Here is a 16,870-nt window from a genome sequence, read left to right as displayed (position 1 = left end):
CTTGGCTTTGAGAGCCGGCGCTCTTAATTCGCTTGCTCAATCCGCCCGTGGATCCCTCAACGGGGCCGGCATCCTGAATGGCGGCCCCGTTTTTTTCGCATGGGTCGTGGAAGGATCCGCGGCGCGAAATATGGGACCGGTACCAAAAGTTCATTGACGCTCGACCACGGGACGGGAAAGCTGCCCTTCGAGCCTGGAGAGACATCCGGGACGGGAGGAGCATTCATGAAAGTCCTGTCGCGGTCCCTGAGGCGACCATTGGGGGCTGTCGCGCTGGCCGCGGTCCTGATGGCCGGCGTCGCGCCCGCCGCCCTGGCCCAGACGGCTTCCCAGAAGACGGCTTCCCCGCCGGCTCCGGCCGCTCTCAAGCTCAACGCCAAAGGCTATTTCGAGACCCGCGGCCTGAACGTCCTGGTCTTCAGCAACGGCTCGGAAGACCTGTTCAACGACGCCAAGATGAGCGGGGTCGAACTGATCCAGCATGGGGTGCGCACCGTCACCAACGGCGACGTGCGGCTGAGCCCCACGCCCGGCCAGTGGGACCCGATGGCCAAGCTGATCGAGCGCAAGGTCGATCCGGCCACCGGCGTGATCACCGCCACCCTGGAGTTCACCGACTACGCCTTCCGCTACCAAATCCAGGTCAAGCCGGACGGCGCCGCCTTCACGCTGGCGGTCATTCTCGACAAGCCCCTGCCCGCCGCCCTGGAGGGCAAGGCCGGCTTCAATCTAGAGGTCCTGCCCTCGGCCTATTTCCGCAAGACCTTCCTGGCCGACGGCAGGCCGGGCGGCTTCCCGCTCTATCCCAGCGGCCCGATGGCGGCGGCGACCGGTCCCGCCAATGACCTTGGGGGCCGGGCCGAGCCCCTGCCCCTGGTCACGGCCGGCCGCTTCGTGCTGGCCCCGGAAGACCCGGCGCGGCGAATCACGATCACCAGCGCGATCGGCGGGCCGGTCTCGCTGTATGACGGCCGCAACCAGGCCCAGAACGGCTGGTATGTGCTGCGCGCGCCCATTCCGGCCGGCAGGACCGGCCGGGTGGTCGAATGGACCGTCTCGGCCAACGCCCTGCCCGACTGGGTCCGCCCGCCCTCCATCGCTCACTCGCAGCTTGGTTACACGCCCAGCCAGAAGAAGGTGGCGATCGTCGAGCGAGACCCGGCCGATCCGCCCAAGGCCCAGGCGCGGCTGCTGAAGGTGGACGAGACCGGCGCCTTCACCCCGGTGCTGGCCGCCCCGCTCGGGACCTGGACGCCCTGGCTGCGCTACGCCTACGCCCCGTTCGATTTTTCATCCGTGAAGACGCCGGGGCTCTATGTGGTCGAATACGCCGGCCGGCGCACCGCGCCGTTCCGCATCGATCCGGCGCTCTATGACGACGCCTGGCATCCGACCCTGGACGTCTATTTCCCGGTCGCCATGGACCACATGTTCGTCAACGAGGCCTATCGGGTCTGGCACGGCGACAGCCACCGCGACGACGCCCTGCAGGCGCCGCTGAACCACGAGCACATCGACCTCTACCGTCAGGGCTCGACCACCGACACGCCGTTCAAGCCGATGGAGCACATCCCCGGCCTGAACGTCGGCGGCTGGTTCGACGCGGGCGACTTCGACATCCGCACCCAGACCCACTACGCGGTCGTGCGCAGCCTGGTCGACACCTGGGAGCAGTTCCACCTGACCCGCGACGAGACCTCGGTCGACCAGAAGCGGCGGCACGTCGAGATCCACGTTCCCGACGGGACGCCCGACCTGCTGCAGCAGATCGAGCACGGGACCCTGCAGCTGCTGGCCCAACACAAGGCCGTCGGCCACGCGATCAACGGCATCGTCGAGCCGGACGTCGGCCAGTACACCCACCTGGGCGACGCAGTGACCAAGACCGACGGCCTGGTCTATGACGCCAGCCTCGGCCCCGACGAGGCCAAGGACGGCCGCAGCGGGGTCAAGGACGACCGCTGGGCCTTCACCAGCAAGTCCACGCCCCTGAACTACGGTTCGATCGCCGCCCTGGCGGCGGCCAGCCGGGCTCTGCGCGGCTATCGCGACGCCCTGGCCGACGACAGCCTGGCGACGGCCCAGCGGGTCTGGGACGAGGAGCATTCCCACGCTCCCGACCTCTTCCACCACGGCAACACCACCGGCGGCGACATCGTCGACGAGGAGTTCAGCGCCGCCGTCGAGCTGCTGATCGCCACGAAGGACCCGAAGTACGCCGCGCGGATCGACGCGCTCTGGCCCCAGGTCGAGGCGCGCTTCATCCAGAACGCCGACCTGGCCGCCCGGGCGGTGCCGTTCATGCCGCCGGCCTTCAGGACGCGGATGGAGCCCGCGGTCCGGGCCTACAAGGCGGCCAGCGACAAGATCGCCGCCGAGACCCCGTTCGGGGTGCCGATCGCCATGGGCGGCTGGGCCGGCAGCGGCGGCCTCGCCGAGTTCGGCCTGACCCACTGGGCCCTGCACAAGGCCTTCCCGGAGATCATCGACGGCGAGGCGGTCTTCCGTTCCCTGAACTATCTGTACGGAACCCATCCGGGCTCGGACATCTCGTTGGTCTCGGCGGTCGGCACGGTGTCCAAGGAGGTGGCCTACGGCAACAACCGCGCCGACTTCAGCTTCATCGCGGGGGGCGTCGTGGCGGGCGAACTGATCGTCAAGCCGGACTTCCCCGAGAACAAGGAGGACTGGCCGTTCTTCTGGGGCGAGAACGAGTACGTGATCAATGTGGGGGCGGCGTACATCCAGCTGGTCAACGCGGCGGCGGCGCTGAGCAAGGAGAAGGGGCGGTAGGGGCTCGTTCGCTTCCACGCTCGCAACAACGCCTGTCATCCCGGGCGTAGCGAAGCGAAGACCCGGGACCGACGCCTGAGCTCAGCGCCCCATGGCGGTCCCGGATCTTCGCGCTACGCGCTCGTCCGGGACGACAGCGTTTTGATACGCCCTCACCCCGCCGTCGGCGGATCCAGCTGCGCCCACAGCTTCCGCTCGGCCCCGAACCGGTCCGGAACGACCTTGCAGGCCACGTCCAGCACCATGGTCTCACGCGTCTTCAGGTCATAGGCGGGCCACGCCGGCTGGCCCGGCGCACTCGGCCGTCCGGTCCGCGCGAAATTGGCCCACATGGCGCTGATGTTGCGCGCCGCCTCGAAGCGGTCGGCGCGGTCGCCGGCCAGGGTCTTGGGCGAGGCGACGGTGTTGAACACCAGCGGGATGTCGCTGGCGTGCATGGCCCCCAGCTCGATGTCGGTGCCGTCCATCTTGCGGTTCGAGCGGTAGGCGATGTTGTAGACATAGACCGGCGCCGCCCCCTGCGCGGCCTTGCGCTCGGCGGTGACCACCGAGCCCGCGCCCATCGAATAGTAGCTGAGGGCCGCCAGATAGAGGTCGCTGGGGGTCGCGCCGGGGCGATCGGACCGCAGGGTGTCGATCGCCGTCTGAGTCTTGTCGCCCAGCCGGACCGACAACCGCGCCTTCAGCCCCGCCTCGTCCAGCCTGAAGGCCTCGACGTCCTTGTTCTGCCAGGCGAAGAACGCCGCCTCGTGGTCCAGCCAGCCGATCATCAGCGGCTTGTCGGCGGCGCTGGCCGGGGCGGCCGGGTCGAACGGGTGACGCGGCAGCAAATCGCCGTCGACGATCGGGCCGTACGTGCCGGGCGTCAGCGACTGGATGCCCCGCCAGCCGCCGCTGTCGCTCTTCACCTTGGCGTTCAACGCCTTCTGCGCGGCCAGGATCTGCGGGGCGGGAACGTCCAGCACCTTGCGCCAGTCGGCCGGTGCGATCCCCAGCTGCTCCAGGAACATCCGCGTCGTCTGGGCGGCGACGTCCGGGGTCGTCACCCGCACCACCGGACCGCTCTGGATGATGGCCTTGGAGAACAGCGGCGCGACCGACGGCATGGCGTAGAGGCACGAGGTCTTGGCCCCGCCGCCGGACTCGCCGAAGATCGTCACGTTCCCCGGATCGCCGCCGAACGCGGCGATGTTGCGCTGGACCCACTTCAGGGCCAGCACGATGTCCGACAGGCCCTGGTTGCCCGAGCCGGCGTATTCGGCCCCGCCCAGTTCGCCCAGATAGAGATAGCCCAGCACGCCCAGGCGATGGTTGGTCGCCACCACCACCACGTCGTGCTCGCGGGCCAGGGTCGAGCCGTCCTGGGCCGTGCTGCCGCCCGAGCCGGTCGTGTAGCCGCCGCCGTGACTATAGAACATCACCGGCTTGCCCCCAGAACGCCCTGGGCCGCCCCCGGCCGGAGTCCAGAGGTTCAGCACCAGGCAGTCCTCGCCCGGGGGCGGCTCGTTCAGGCCGTAGACGGTGCTCGGATCCTGCAGCGACGACGTGCCCAGCTTGGTGGCGTCGAACACGCCCGTCCAGGGCGCGGCCGGCCTGGCCGGCTTGAAGCGGGCCGCGCCCGAGACGCTGGCCCCGTACGGCACGCCCTTATAGGCGTCGACGCCGCCCGTCCGCACGCCGCGCAACCGCCCCTCGGCGACCTGGATCTCCACGGCCTCGGAGGGGGCGTCGGCCGCGCAGGCCGCCATCGGGATCGCCAGGCTCCCGGCGATCGCCGCGCCGCCGGCCAGCAAGCGGCGGCGATCCATGCCGGTGTCGCGGATGAGGGGCGTCATGAGCAACTCCTGTTTCAATCGACCGTCTTCCGGCGAAGGTCGCGGCCATCCTGGGCGACTCCGGGCTCCACCTGGACCCCGACCTTGGTCGGAGAAGCCGGGACGGAAACCGACGGAGCGCCCCTATCGGCACATCTTGTCGAGATCGGCGAACGGCAGGTCCAACTTGGGAACCGCCAGTCCCTTGGCCTTCATGGCCTCTTCCAGGGTGGTGGGCGCGCTGGTCGCCTGGGTCTTGAAGTCGGGGGCGTAGAACTTGTCGCGCTCGGCCTCCTCCAGGCTGACGAAGGTGACGCCGTTGTCCCGGTACAGTTTCAGCAGGCGGGGCGCCATCCGCGCGTCGAAGGCCCCGGCGTGCATCAGCAGCACATAGGGGATGTCGCGGCCGTAGAGGGCGGCCGACAGGCCGCGCGAATAGTCCAGGCTGTCCTTGGCGGCCTTCAGGTAGCTGGCCTCCAGCACCGCCACCGCCGCCGCGTCGCCCTTGGTCATGCAGCGGGCGTAGGGCTCGTTCCAGGCATAGTCGCCAAAGCTCATGGTGACGCTGGCGATGCGGTAGCCACGGGCCTTGAGCGCCTCGCGGGCGGCGACGCGCTTGTCCGGCGTCTCGCCCTCGCTGAGGAACGGATAGCGCAGCCAGCGCCAGTCCTGGCCGGCCATGTGCTTTTCCAGCAGCGGCTCGTCGCGGACGAGATCGGCCTCCCAGTCGGCCAGGCTGTTGGTGTTGAGGTTCATGTGCGACCAGGTGTGGTTGGCCAGCGGATGGCCCGCCGCGCGCCACAGCGACAGCACGCCCGCCGAATCCGGCTCGCGCTCCTCGCCCACGCCGTTGATGAAGCCATAGACCGGCCCCGTCCCCGCGTCGTGGAAAGCGGCCAGCAGCCGGCCCGCGACGTCGATGCGGCTGACGCCCGGCGGCAGGGCGCTGTGGGTGGGCAGGTCGTCGAAGGTCAGGGCCATCTTCACCGGCGTGGCGGCGTGGCCGGCGCCCGCCGCGGCGGCGAAGACCAGCGGCGCGATCCGGCGCGCCCAAAGCCCCGCCCGCGCGCGTCGCGCGGCGCCCTTGCGACTCTCGATGTCCATGCGTCCTCCCGTTTCATTCCTTGGCGAATGATAACGGTAACAATTATGCCGTCCTTCGCCTTCGCCGCAAGGCCGTTCGCACGCCCGCCGCGTCGAGAGTCAGGTGATCTCGCCCATCAGCGCGTCCCAGCGCCGCCGCGACAGCTCGGCCCGCGCCGAGACCGAGGTGGCGGCGCGGACCTGGCGGCGGTAGTCGCCCGGGCTGGTCGCGAAGGCCTTGCGGAACAGCCGGCCCATGTGGCTCTCGGACTTGAAGCCGCAGGCCTGGGCGATGTCGGCCAGCGGGCGGTCGTCGGCCGGATCGCCCAGCGCCGCGCGCAGCCGCACCAGGCGGCGGGTCTGGATGACGCCGCCGATCCCGCCGTCCGGCTGGAAGATGCGGTAGAGGGTGGCGCGCGAGACGCCGGTGGCGTCGCAGATCGCGTCCGCCGTCAGGTCCGACGCCAGATTGGCCTCGATGAAGCGCTTGACCGACTCCCGGCGGGCGAACTCCAGGCGGCGCAGGTCGGCGCCGCGGCTGAGCTCGACGCTGCCGGCCGCGACGGTCAACAGGTCGATGAAGGCCCGCGACACCGCCGGCAGATCAGCCTCGCCGATCTCGGACGCGCGGGCGGCCAGCGAGGTCATGTAGTCGGCCAGCAGCAGGGCCTTGTCCTGGTCGACGACGCGGCCGTGCAGGCCCGCGGTCGAGCCCAGGGCCGCCTGCAGCACCTCGCGCGAGACGCTGGCGGTGACGACCCGGGTCGTGACCGCCCGGTTGCGCATCGGACGGGTCATGTCCAGCAGGACGATCTGGCCCGGCGCGATCTCCACGAAGCCCTCGCCGCCGTCGACCTCGAACCGGCCTTCGACGACCAGTTGGACCGTGAAGTGATCGAACTGGTCGCGGCGCACCCGCTCGGGCGAGCGCTCGTGGGCGACTCCGGCCAGCCGCCGGTCGAACAGCAGGATCCCGGCCAGCCGCCAGCCCGCGACCTCGGCGAAGAACGCGCCGTCCAGGCCCGTCACGTCGGCGCCGGACGCGTAGAGCTCGCGATAGACGTCCAGTCCGACCCCGTCGGTCTCGGACGCGAACTGCAGGAACTGCTCAGCCATCAAGCCTCGTCGTCGCTTCCGCCGATTGAACAACGCGCGCCCACGCCCGGCGGCCGCCCCAGGCCAGCAGCGAGGCGGCCAGGCCGGCCGCCAGGGTGGTGCAGAACAGCGCCTTGCCCAGCTGGCCGGGTCCGAAAACCCGGTCGCTGAGCAGGCCGATGACCGGCGGGCCCAGGCCGACGCCGATCAGGGTGGTGGCGGCGAAGAAGACGGCGTTGGAGGCGCCGTGGGCGGTGGACAGCATCGGCTGGTACATGGCCAGGAACACCACCGCCGCGCCGCCGCCGAACACGGTCAGCATGAAGAAGCCGGCGCCGACCGCGGCCAGGGTCGGCGTGACGCACAGCAGGCCCGCCCCGACCCCGCACAACGCCATGGACGCGGCGATGACCAGGCTGGGCGCGCGTCCCGCGCGGCGGCAAAGGTCGGTCAGGGCCCCGCCGCTCAGATGGCCCAAAGGCGCGCCGACCAGGACGATCAGTCCGCTGAACACGCCGCTGCGGGCCGGCGACAGGGCCAGCTCGCGCTGCAGCAGCGTGGGCAGCCAGGCGCTGGCCGCCTGGATCAGCACGATGACGCAGCCGGCCGCCAGCAGGTGGACGCCGAACGTCGTCGGCCGGGCCCGCATCTGCTCGAGGACGGGCAGCAGGGAGGGCCGCCGGCTTGAGACCGGGGGCGTCGTTGGGCTCGCCGCCTCGCGGGCGTCGACGAACAGCAGCCCGGCGGCGACCATCAGGTTGGGCAGGGCGCTGAGGAAGAACAGCACGCGCCAGGCCTCCAGCCCCGGGAACACCGCCCGCACCAGCGGCGAGGCGCTCCAGGCCAGCAGCGCGCCGCCCAGCAGCATGGCGCCGCTGCGGCCCAGGGCCGAGCCGGTGGTGAACACCGAGATCGAGCGGCCGACATCCTGGGCGGGCGTCCGGGCCACGATCAGCGACAGGGCGGTCGGCTGGACCAGGGCCTGGCAGAGGCCCAGCAGCAGTCGGCTCAGCACCAGTTGCTCCAGGCTCCGAGCCAGGCCGAAACCGATGCTGGCCAGGGTCCACAGCAGCAGGCTGCCGGCCAGCACCCTCAACGGCGGCGCCCGGTCGACCAGGTGACCGACGGCCAGGGTCGAGACCACGAAGAACAGCACGAAGGCCGGGCCCTGCAGCAGGCCCAGGGCCGTGTCGCTGAGCAGAAACCGCTGCTTGAGCAGGGGCAGGATCAGGGCCGGCAGGTTGCGGTCGGCCTGCATCAGGAAATGGGTCAGCGCCAGCAGGCCCAGCGGCGCGCCCGTCGTCCAGCCCCACCTTGCCGCGCGCGACGCCGCTTTCGTTTCCGTCATGTCCGCCCCCGGATCCCGCTAGACCGAAGACGGTGTTGGCGCGTCCACGCCGAGCGCCCGGCCCTGGGGTCGTTCAGAGCGCGGCAGCTCGACAACAGACTCAGACATACTGACGCTCGGTGATTTGTCGCGACAAGAGGGCAGACGGCGCCCCCATCGTCAACCGATCGGACGCCCAGATCCGGTCGGCGCCGCGCGGACAGACCGCCGATGCATCGAGATGCGCGAAATCGCCGCCGGACGGGCAAGCTTGACCACGCAAGGCCCAGGCGTCTCACGCTTGAGCTATATTGGAAGATTATTTCTTTCCCCTGCGTCCCAAGTCGCCTGAACCCTCGACTTCAACAGTAAATTGGAAATGTTTTTGCGACCCCTTCCGCAGCTCGGCCGAAAGAATGCGCGTGGCGCGCCTTCGGCGAGTTTGTTTTTCGGGGGCTAGACATGTCGAGTAACCACCAAATCAAAACCAAGGGCGCCCGTGCGCCGGTCGGCCGGGCGATGCTGCTGACGGGCACGGCCCTGGGGCTTTCGCTGCTGGTGCAGCCGGCGGTCGCCGCCGACGCCTGCGGCGCGGCCGTTTCGGGCGTGGTGACCTGCCCCGCCGGCGCGATCACCACCGGCGTCAGCTACGTGGCCGGTCCGGACGGACTGACCCTGAACATTCCCGCCGACGCGACGGTCAGCAACACCGACGCCCCCGCGGTCAAGGTCGCGGGCTCGACGGGCGCGGTCACGGTCAACGCCAACGGCGTGACCGGCAACGGCGCGGGCGGCCAAGGCGGCCTGGGCGTTCTGATCACCACCACGACCGGCGCGATCAGCCTCAACGCCGACGACGTCAAGACCACCGCCCTGACCTACAACGGGACTGCCGACCGCACCAACGACGCCCTGACCGCCCTGAGCGACAGCGGCAATATCTCGATGACCGGCAAGCATCTCTCGACCGTCGGCACCTACAGCTCGGCCGTCACCTCGACCTCCGGATCGGGCGACATCACGCTCGACATCGACGGCGCCAGCAGCACCGGCGTCGGCGGCCAGACGGTCGGCGCCTTCGCCTACACCAACGCCCCGGTCGGCGGCACGGTCACCATCGGCGGCGCGGTGACCGCGACGCTGAACAACATCACGGCCACCCACGGCAGCGGCGCCGTGGCCCTGTTCGGTCTGAAGACCGTCAACTTCACCAGCGGCTCGATCACCTCGACGGGCGGTCCCAACGTCTCCGAGTACGGCTCGACCTTCTACGGCGCGGGCCTCCTGGTCCGCAGCTACGCCGGCGACATCGTCGGCACGAGCCAGACGGTCGCCACCACGGGCAAGCGCGACTATGGTGTCAGCCTGACCGCCGCGGCCGGCGACGTGACCTTCACCAGCGACACGGTGACCACCACCGGCGACGGCGCCTACGGGATCACGGCCACCGCCGGCAAGACGGTCAAGGTGACGGCGACCACCACCAGCACCCAGGGCGCCTCGATCTACGAGAACGGCGCCAACCGCTTCGCCAACGCCATCCAGGTCAGCGGCGGCACGGCGATGATCGTCGACAGCGGCACGGCCTCGACCAAGGGCGACGGCGCCAGCGCCATCTACGCCAACGGCGCGGGTTCGATCTCGATCAAGAGCGGCACGGCCACGGCGACCGGCGGCGTGGCCGTCCTGAACGGCGTCCAGACCTTCGCCAACGCCATCAGCGCCCTGAGCACCGCCGGCGGCATCGACATCGTCAGCGGCGCGGCCAGCACGGCCGGCGCGGGCTCGTGGGCGATCTACGCCTCGGCCGCCAACGGCGCGATCAACATCAACAGCACCAACGCCTCGGCGCTGGGTAACGGCAGCCGGGCGATCTACGCCAACGGCGGCGGCGGCGTGAAGATCGTCAGCGGCACGGCCTCGACCGCGGGCAACTACCTGAACAACACCGTCGATGCGATCATGGCGTTGACCTTCAGCAAGAAGGCCAACATCGACATCACCAGCGGCACGGCCACGACGACGGGCACGTGGGCGCGCGGCATCTACACCTGGACCACCGAAGGCGACATCGCGATCGACAGCGGCGTCATCTCCACCGCCGGCCTCAATTCGCAAGGCATCCTGGTCGATCTGGACGGCAACGCCGACTACACCGACCACGCCGCGGCCGCCGGCACGGGCGCCCTGAGCATCAAGAGCGGCTCGATCGCGACCCTGGGCGACAACGGCGCCGGCATCGCCATCGACCGCCGGGGCGTCATCGCCGTCGCCAGCGACACGATCAGCACCAAGGGCACGAACGGCTACGGCATCGTGGCGTTCGGCGGCGACGACGTCACCGTCGACAGCGGCAAGATCACCACCGCCGGCTTCACCGCCAGCGGCATCCAGGTGGAAACCGTCGGCCCGGTCTCGATCGTCAGCGACGAGATCTCGACCGCCGGCCACGGCGCGGCGGGCATCCGCGCCATCGGCGGCGAAGGCGTGACCATCGTCAGCGGCGCGATCAGCACCAAGGGCGACAAGGCCGCCGTCGCGGGCGGCCTCGACCGCGCGGCCAGCGGCATCTTCGCCACCAGCGCCGCCGGCTCGGTCGACATCACCAGCGGCTCGATCGCCACCGAGGGCTTCGGCGCCATCGGCATCCGCGTCACCCAGACCGAGAGCGGCCTCGTCTACGGCTCGCCGCACACGCCCGCGGGCGGGACCGGGACGGTTCATATCGTCAGCGACACGATCAGCACCGCCAAGGGCAACGCCGTCGGCATCTGGGTCGAGAACGCCGGCAAGGTGACCATCGACAGCGGCGAGATCACCGCCGCCGACGCCTCGGGCATCAATGTCTATGGCAAGGACGGGATCGACATCACGTCCGACAAGATCACCGGCGCCTACGGCGGCCTGTTCGCCTACACCCAGGACGGCCCGATCAACGTCAAGAGCGGCGAGATCACGGTCGGCGCCAAGGGCGACATGGGCATCTACGCCGTCAGCACGACCGGCGCGATCACCATCGACGCCGGCGTGACCCACACCACCAACCTCGGCATGAACAATGGCTGGACCGCCGACGCGGTCGGCGCCTCGTCGAGCGGCGGCCTGATCACCATCAAGAGCGTCGACGCCTCGGCGGTCGGCACCTACGCCTCGGCGGTCTACGGCGTCTCGACCGGCGGCAGGGTGGTGATCGACAGCGGCAAGGCCCGAGCCTCCAGCGACGGGACACTGGCCATCCTGGCCCAGGGCGACAGCGTCGCGGTCACCAGCCAGGACGCCGAGATCACCGGCGCCGGCTCGGTGGCGATCCAGGCGATCGCCAAGAACGGCGACGCCGTCGTGACCTCGGGCCGGGCCGTCGTCAACGGCGACAACGGTCGCGGCCTTGACGTCCGCGCCAGCCACGACGCCGTCGTGACTATCACGGGCGAGACCTCGGGCAGCCTGGTCGGCGCTTCGATCTCGGCCCTGAACCGCTCGAACGCGACCGTCGCGGCCGGCGCCTCGGTCACCTCGACCACCGGCGAAGGCCTGGTGTTCAAGACCACCGCCATCAGCGGTTCGCCGGTCACCGGCGTCACCGCCGGCTACGGCGCGGACCTGACCACCGCCGGCTATATCGGCGGCGGCGCGGGCGCGCGGGCGGTTCTGTTCGGCGGCGGAAATGACACCCTAACCGTCCTGGCCGGCGCCAGCTTCGGCGGCGCCGTCGACGCCGGCGCGGGTCTGGACACCCTGACCCTGAAGGGCGCGGGCCAGGTCAACGCCCAGACCCTGGCCGGCGTGATCGGCTTCGAGACCGCCCTGGTGCAGTCGGGCCAGTTCACCCTGACCCAGAACACCAGCTTCGAGACCACCACCATCACCGGCGGCAAGCTGATCACCACCGCCGACCTGACCAGCCCGGTCACGGTCGGGGCCGGCGGCACGCTGCAGATCGGCGCCGGCGGCGCGACCGGTTCGCTGACCGGCGACCTGGTGCTGAACGGCACGGCGATCTTCAACCGCTCGGACGAGTACGACTACGCCGGCGACATCACCGGCACGGGCGAACTGATCAAGCAAGGCGGCCAGCGCCTGGTGCTGTCGGGCGACTACGGCTTCACCGGCACCACCACGGTGCAGGGCGGCACCGTGCGCATCCTGCACCTGCCGCAAACCGCCGAGGTCCAGGTCGACAACGGCCTGCTCGACCTCAGCGGCCTGACCCAGACCGTCACCAATCTGAGCGGCGGTTCGAACGGCCAGATCTCGATCGAGGGCGGCGCCCTGACCGTGAACCAGGCCGAGACGACCACCTTCTCGGGCGCGATCACCGGCTCGGGCTCGTTCACGATCACCGGCGGCGGCGTCATCGACCTGGCCGGGGCCAACACCTACACCGGCGACACCACGGTCAATGTCGGCAAGCTGAAGGTCAACGGCTCGGTCACCTCGGACGTCACGGTCGGCTCGGCCGGCCTGCTGGGCGGTTCGGGCACGATCACCGGCGACGTGCTGGTCCAGAACGGCGGTCAGGTGACCCCGGGCAACTCGCCCGGGACCCTGCATGTGGCCGGCGACTTCACCTTCGCCACGGGCTCGGTCTACCAGGCCGAAGTCCTGCCGACCGGCGAGCATGACCTGATCGACGTGACGGGCGTGACCACGATCCAGAGCGGCGTCACGGTCCAGGTCCTGGCCGGCGGTCCGACGTCGCAATACGCCCGCCTGTCGCAGTACGGCATCGTCCAGTCGGCCGGCGGCGTGGTCGGCACGTTCGCGGGGGTGACCAGCAACCTGGCGTTCCTGACGCCGAGCCTGAGCTACACCGCCAACGCCGTGCGCCTGAACCTGCTGCGCAACGACATCCGCTTCGCCAGCCTGGCGACCACCCGCAACCAGGCCGAGACGGCGCGGGCCGCCGAAGCCCAGGGCTACGGTTCGGTGATCTACGACGCCCTGGTCACCCAGAGCGCGACGGGCGCGGCCCAGGGCTACGACGCCCTGGACGGCCAGATCCATGCCGACGTCTCGACCCTGCTGCTGGGCGACGCCGGTCGTCTGCGCGACGCGGTCCAGAACCGCGCCTCGGCGCCGGCCGACGCGGTCGGCGGCTGGGGCGACGTCCTGGCCGGCTGGAGCAAGGTCAACGCGGGCGCCGGCGCGGCGGGCGTCAAGACCGCCAGCTCCGGCCTCGTGGTCGGCGGCGACACCGTGGTGGGCGCGACCCGCATCGGCGTCGCGGCCGCCTATGACGACGGCCGCGCCACGGTCTCGGGCCGCAGCAGCCAGGCCGACGCCACCAGCGGCCAACTGGCCGTCTACGCGGCCTCGGCCTTCGGTCCCCTGCGCGCCAATGTCGGCGGCGGCTATGCCTGGTCGTCGGTCGACACCGCGCGGACCGTCTCCTTCCCCGGCGCCCAGGATCGGGTGCAAGGCAAGTACGACGCCAAGACCGCCCAGCTGTTCGCCCAGGTCTCGGTTCCGATGACCTACGGCGCGGCGGTGGTCGAGCCGTTCGCCTCGGGCGCCTATCTGACCGTCAAGACCGACGACGCGGTCGAGACCGGCGGCTTCGCGCGGCTGGACGTCCAGGGCGTCAAGCGCGAGCTGGGCGTGATCGATCTGGGCGTCAAGCTGAAGACCGAGACCGGCTTCGGGACCGACGGCGTGCTGCGTCCGCACGCCTCGATCGCCTGGCGCATGACCACCGGCGACCTGGCCGGCGAGACCTCCAACGCCTTCGCCGGCGGCGTGAACCGCTTCGTGGTGACCGGCGCCAAGGCCTCGGCCGGCGGCGTGGCCCTGCAGCTGGGAGCCGATCTGTTCTCCGGCGACCGGGCCCGTTTCGGCGTCACCTACGACGCGGCCTACGGCGGCGGCTTCGAAGCGCAAGCCATCCGCGCCGGCGGTTCCTGGAAGTTCTAGACATAACCCGTCGGCGAGCCGGCGCCCCAGCCGGCTCGTCACCTCAAAAGGGCCCCGCAAGGGGCCCTTTCTTTTTGGGCGTCAGCCTGACTTAGAACGTGTAGTCGAAGCCGATGCGGAACAGGTTGCCCCGGGCGTCCGCCTCGGAGCTGAGGGTGGCGTAGTTGCTGCCCACCGTGCCCTGCGACTTGATCGTGCCGAAGTCGGAATACAGCCACTCGCCCCGCACCGAGGTGTATTCGCTCAGCGCGAAGGCCGCGCCCAGGCCGGCGGTCCAGCCGAACTTGACGTCGGACTCCTCGTTGTTGCCGGTGATCGGCGGGCTGCGGGTGTCGTAGTATTTGGTCGTCAGCTTGATGTCCGAGGCGGCCACGCCGGCCGTCGCGTAGAACAGCCAGGTGTCCGTCGCGTAGCCGACCCGGGGACGCAGGGTCCACATCCAGTCGGTCTTCATCTTCTGCTCGATCGTGAAATCGATCGGCGGAGCGATCGCCAGGCCCGACCGGTAGGTCTTCTTCCGGTCCCCGCCGAGATTGTAATAGTTGATGTCGGTCTCCAGCCCGATCATCCAGCCCCCCGACCAGTAGTTGTAGCCGGCCTGGAACCCGCCGGTGAAACCGACGTCATTGTTGTCGTCCTCCGAGACGGGGGCGTTGATCAGGCCGATGTCGCCCGGCGGGATGACGGCGCCGCCCGAGCCGGACGCCGCCTTCATGGTCAGGGTGGTGTCGGCCTTGGAAGCGCCGATGTTGCCGCCGACGTAATAGCCGTTCCACGGCCCGTCCTGCGCGGCGGCGGCGCCGGCGCCGGCGCCCAGGCAGACAAAGCCGGCCGCGCCAAGGGCGACGGCGATGAACTCGAACTTACGCATACAACTTGTCCTCCAGGGGATTCGATCGGGAGGACAAGGCTTCCGCGTAACGCCCGCCCCTCGGTATCCGGTGCGGACCTGAGGGGCGGGCGGACGAGACCGGAGGCGGCGCGCGGTGATCCGCGCGCCGCCGGGGCCGCTATTGCAGGACGCGCAGAACCACGCGACGGCTGGAGGCGTCTTCCTCGGGCGTGCCGACCGCGGTCGGGTGCTCCTCGCCCCAGGAGACCGTCTCCATGTTGGAGAGCGGAATGCCCAGGCTCGACAGGAATCGCCGGGTTTCCAGGGCGCGCTTTGCGCCCAGGACACGGTTCTTGTCGGTGTCGCCACGCGTGTCGGCGCCGCCGACGATCTCGATGAAGACCGGCTTGTTGTCGGCCTTCAGCTTGTCGGCGAAAGCGGTGAGCGTCGCCTTGGCCTCGTCGGAGAGGTCCCACTTGGCGGTCTCGAAGGTGATCGAGTCGGTGTCGCTGACCACCGTGCGGACCAAGTGCTGTTGGGCGGCGTCCGCCTTCGCGCTCGCCGCCTGGGCGGTCTTGTCCACCTCGTCGACACGCCCGGACAGCGCCGTGACCCTGGCGTCGACGGCGTCGACGCGGGCATTGACCGCGGCCACATGCTCGTCGACATAAGACTCCGTGGCGCAGCCGCTCAAGGCCAGCCCGCTAGCGACCACAACAGCGGCCGCGACGCCCGATAGATAGTGCCCCATGATGGGTCTCCCAGCTTCTTGCCAAACGCAGGTGAGAGGATGGCGCCGGGGACGAGAAGACCTATCAGGTGTAGACCTGAGCCTTGACCTCAGTATACCCGAAGCTGGGCCGCCGGATTCCTATTGGCCGGCGTTCGCCTTCTCCCAGGTCCGCACCTTGACCCGGGCGGCGTCGAAAAGACGCTCATAATTGCCCTTTCGGACGGCAAGGCTGGCTTCGGGCGTCAGGTCCTTGAAGACCGGATCCCAGAGGTGGAACACGCGCAGCTGGGCGGCCTGATTGGACGGAGCCACATTGTCGGTGCCGAACAGGAAGCGGTCGGGGTATTTGTTGAGCATCGCCGCCGTGACCTTGGCGCTTTCCGGCGTCGCGACCGCGTACTTGGCCACCTCGTCCCAGGAAATATCGAAGTAGACGTGCTTCAGCGTCGGATCGACGAGCATGGCTTCGAGAATCTCGAAGTGGCGTGGACTGCGCTCGGTGCCGGCCTCGGCGTTGGCCGAGACCTGCGCGGGATGGACGACGCGCCCCAGGCCCGTGTGCGCCCAGATCACGGTCGTCTTCGGATGACGCCGCAGCAGGGCCTTCATCTGCTGAAGATAGACCGGCTCCGCGTCGGTCTTGGCGAAAGGCATGTCGATGTCGTTGTGCATGATCACCACCAGGCCGACCTCGCCGGCGAGGTCGAGAATCCGGTCGACGGCCGGATCGGTGAGGCTGGCGGTCACGCCGGCGACCTTCGGCGAGACGAACTCCTTGTGGATCGAGAACTCGCCGATGCCGGTGAACACGCCGGGATAGGTCGTCAGCACCCGCCGTATATGATCGACGGCGTACATGTCCGAAGGGTTGAAGCCGGTGATCATCGGATCCAACCGGGCCCGATCCTTGGGCGGCAGCGACAGGTAGCTGGTGGCGATGAAGGCGTCGGTGAACGAGTAGTAGTAGAGCGGCGCGTCGCTCTGCAGGTAGTAGTTCGGCGCGAAGTCACCCGAGTTGGCGTAGGACCACATCTGCTGAAGCGGGATGCCGAACAGGGTCGAGCGACCGACCTTGTCGCCCATGATCTCCATGTACTTCCTGATGTCGGTGCCCTGCTGGATGTAGTTCGTCAGATGGAAGTGGGAGTCGTTGAAAAGGTAGGTCTCGGTCGCGGTCGGCGGGGCGGTCGGCGGAGCCGCCGCCGCCTGGGCGGCGAATGGCGCCGCGGCGCCAAGCATCCATAGCGCGAGCGCGATGAGCGGTCGCTTGGTGCAGCCCATCA

9 protein-coding genes are annotated in these 16,870 nt (G+C 69.8%); 2 read left to right on the top strand and 7 right to left on the bottom strand.

Annotation, left to right across the window (positions count from 1 at the left end; all coding sequences use genetic code 11):
- Positions 1-258: 258 nt before the first annotated feature.
- On the top strand, positions 259-2,793 hold the full coding sequence (locus ASD38_RS05090; protein WP_056458099.1) for a glycoside hydrolase family 9 protein: 2,535 nt from the start codon (positions 259-261) through the stop codon (positions 2,791-2,793).
- Positions 2,794-2,945: 152 nt separating this feature from the next.
- Here ASD38_RS05090 and ASD38_RS05085 read toward each other — a convergent pair whose 3' ends face one another.
- The 4 genes from ASD38_RS05085 to ASD38_RS05070 form a co-directional block, all read right to left on the bottom strand.
- Positions 2,946-4,628, bottom strand: a complete 1,683-nt coding sequence (locus tag ASD38_RS05085; RefSeq protein WP_056458096.1) for a carboxylesterase/lipase family protein — start codon at positions 4,626-4,628, stop codon at positions 2,946-2,948.
- A 123-nt stretch (positions 4,629-4,751) separates the two neighbouring features.
- Positions 4,752-5,711 carry a polysaccharide deacetylase family protein gene (locus tag ASD38_RS05080; protein WP_082560667.1) on the bottom strand — a complete coding sequence of 320 codons (960 nt, stop codon included), beginning with the start codon at positions 5,709-5,711 and terminating at the stop codon, positions 4,752-4,754.
- A gap of 99 nt (positions 5,712-5,810) precedes the next feature.
- On the bottom strand, positions 5,811-6,806 hold the full coding sequence (locus ASD38_RS05075) for a helix-turn-helix domain-containing protein (protein ID WP_056458093.1): 996 nt from the start codon (positions 6,804-6,806) through the stop codon (positions 5,811-5,813).
- Complete coding sequence (locus tag ASD38_RS05070) at positions 6,799-8,133, bottom strand: MFS transporter (RefSeq protein ID WP_056435056.1); 1,335 nt, start codon at positions 8,131-8,133, stop codon at positions 6,799-6,801. Before ASD38_RS05070 ends, ASD38_RS05075 begins: the two co-directional genes overlap by 8 nt.
- A 441-nt stretch (positions 8,134-8,574) precedes the next feature.
- Between ASD38_RS05070 and ASD38_RS05065 the strand changes: the two genes are divergently transcribed.
- Positions 8,575-14,022, top strand: coding sequence for an autotransporter domain-containing protein (locus ASD38_RS05065; protein ID WP_156390570.1), 5,448 nt, complete (start codon positions 8,575-8,577; stop codon positions 14,020-14,022).
- A 91-nt stretch (positions 14,023-14,113) separates the two neighbouring features.
- Here ASD38_RS05065 and ASD38_RS05060 read toward each other — a convergent pair whose 3' ends face one another.
- From ASD38_RS05060 to ASD38_RS05050, 3 genes are all read right to left on the bottom strand, one after another.
- On the bottom strand, positions 14,114-14,893 hold the full coding sequence (locus tag ASD38_RS05060; protein ID WP_056458087.1) for an outer membrane protein: 780 nt from the start codon (positions 14,891-14,893) through the stop codon (positions 14,114-14,116).
- Positions 14,894-15,032: 139 nt separating this feature from the next.
- Positions 15,033-15,605 (bottom strand): OmpA family protein, encoded by a 573-nt coding sequence (locus ASD38_RS05055; RefSeq protein ID WP_056435062.1) that lies wholly within the window; start codon positions 15,603-15,605, stop codon positions 15,033-15,035.
- 120 nt (positions 15,606-15,725) lie between these two features.
- Positions 15,726-16,826 (bottom strand): amidohydrolase family protein, encoded by a 1,101-nt coding sequence (locus ASD38_RS05050; protein WP_056436209.1) that lies wholly within the window; start codon positions 16,824-16,826, stop codon positions 15,726-15,728.
- Positions 16,827-16,870: the final 44 nt, after the last annotated feature.

The sequence above is a fragment of the Caulobacter sp. Root487D2Y genome, from assembly GCF_001427165.1.
GTDB lineage: Bacteria > Pseudomonadota > Alphaproteobacteria > Caulobacterales > Caulobacteraceae > Caulobacter.
The sequence above is the reverse complement of the archived record's forward strand: the minus strand, read 5'-3'. Positions and strand labels throughout refer to the sequence as shown.

Coding starts and splice junctions, on each gene's coding strand:
- ASD38_RS05085 (WP_056458096.1), bottom strand. CDS start 4,628: ATGACGCCCCTCATCCGCGACACCGGCATGGATCGCCGCCGCTTGCTG.
- ASD38_RS05080 (WP_082560667.1), bottom strand. CDS start 5,711: ATGGACATCGAGAGTCGCAAGGGCGCCGCGCGACGCGCGCGGGCGGGG.
- ASD38_RS05075 (WP_056458093.1), bottom strand. CDS start 6,806: ATGGCTGAGCAGTTCCTGCAGTTCGCGTCCGAGACCGACGGGGTCGGA.
- ASD38_RS05070 (WP_056435056.1), bottom strand. CDS start 8,133: ATGACGGAAACGAAAGCGGCGTCGCGCGCGGCAAGGTGGGGCTGGACG.
- ASD38_RS05065 (WP_156390570.1), top strand. CDS start 8,575: ATGTCGAGTAACCACCAAATCAAAACCAAGGGCGCCCGTGCGCCGGTC.
- ASD38_RS05060 (WP_056458087.1), bottom strand. CDS start 14,893: ATGCGTAAGTTCGAGTTCATCGCCGTCGCCCTTGGCGCGGCCGGCTTT.
- ASD38_RS05055 (WP_056435062.1), bottom strand. CDS start 15,605: ATGGGGCACTATCTATCGGGCGTCGCGGCCGCTGTTGTGGTCGCTAGC.
- ASD38_RS05050 (WP_056436209.1), bottom strand. CDS start 16,826: ATGCTTGGCGCCGCGGCGCCATTCGCCGCCCAGGCGGCGGCGGCTCCG.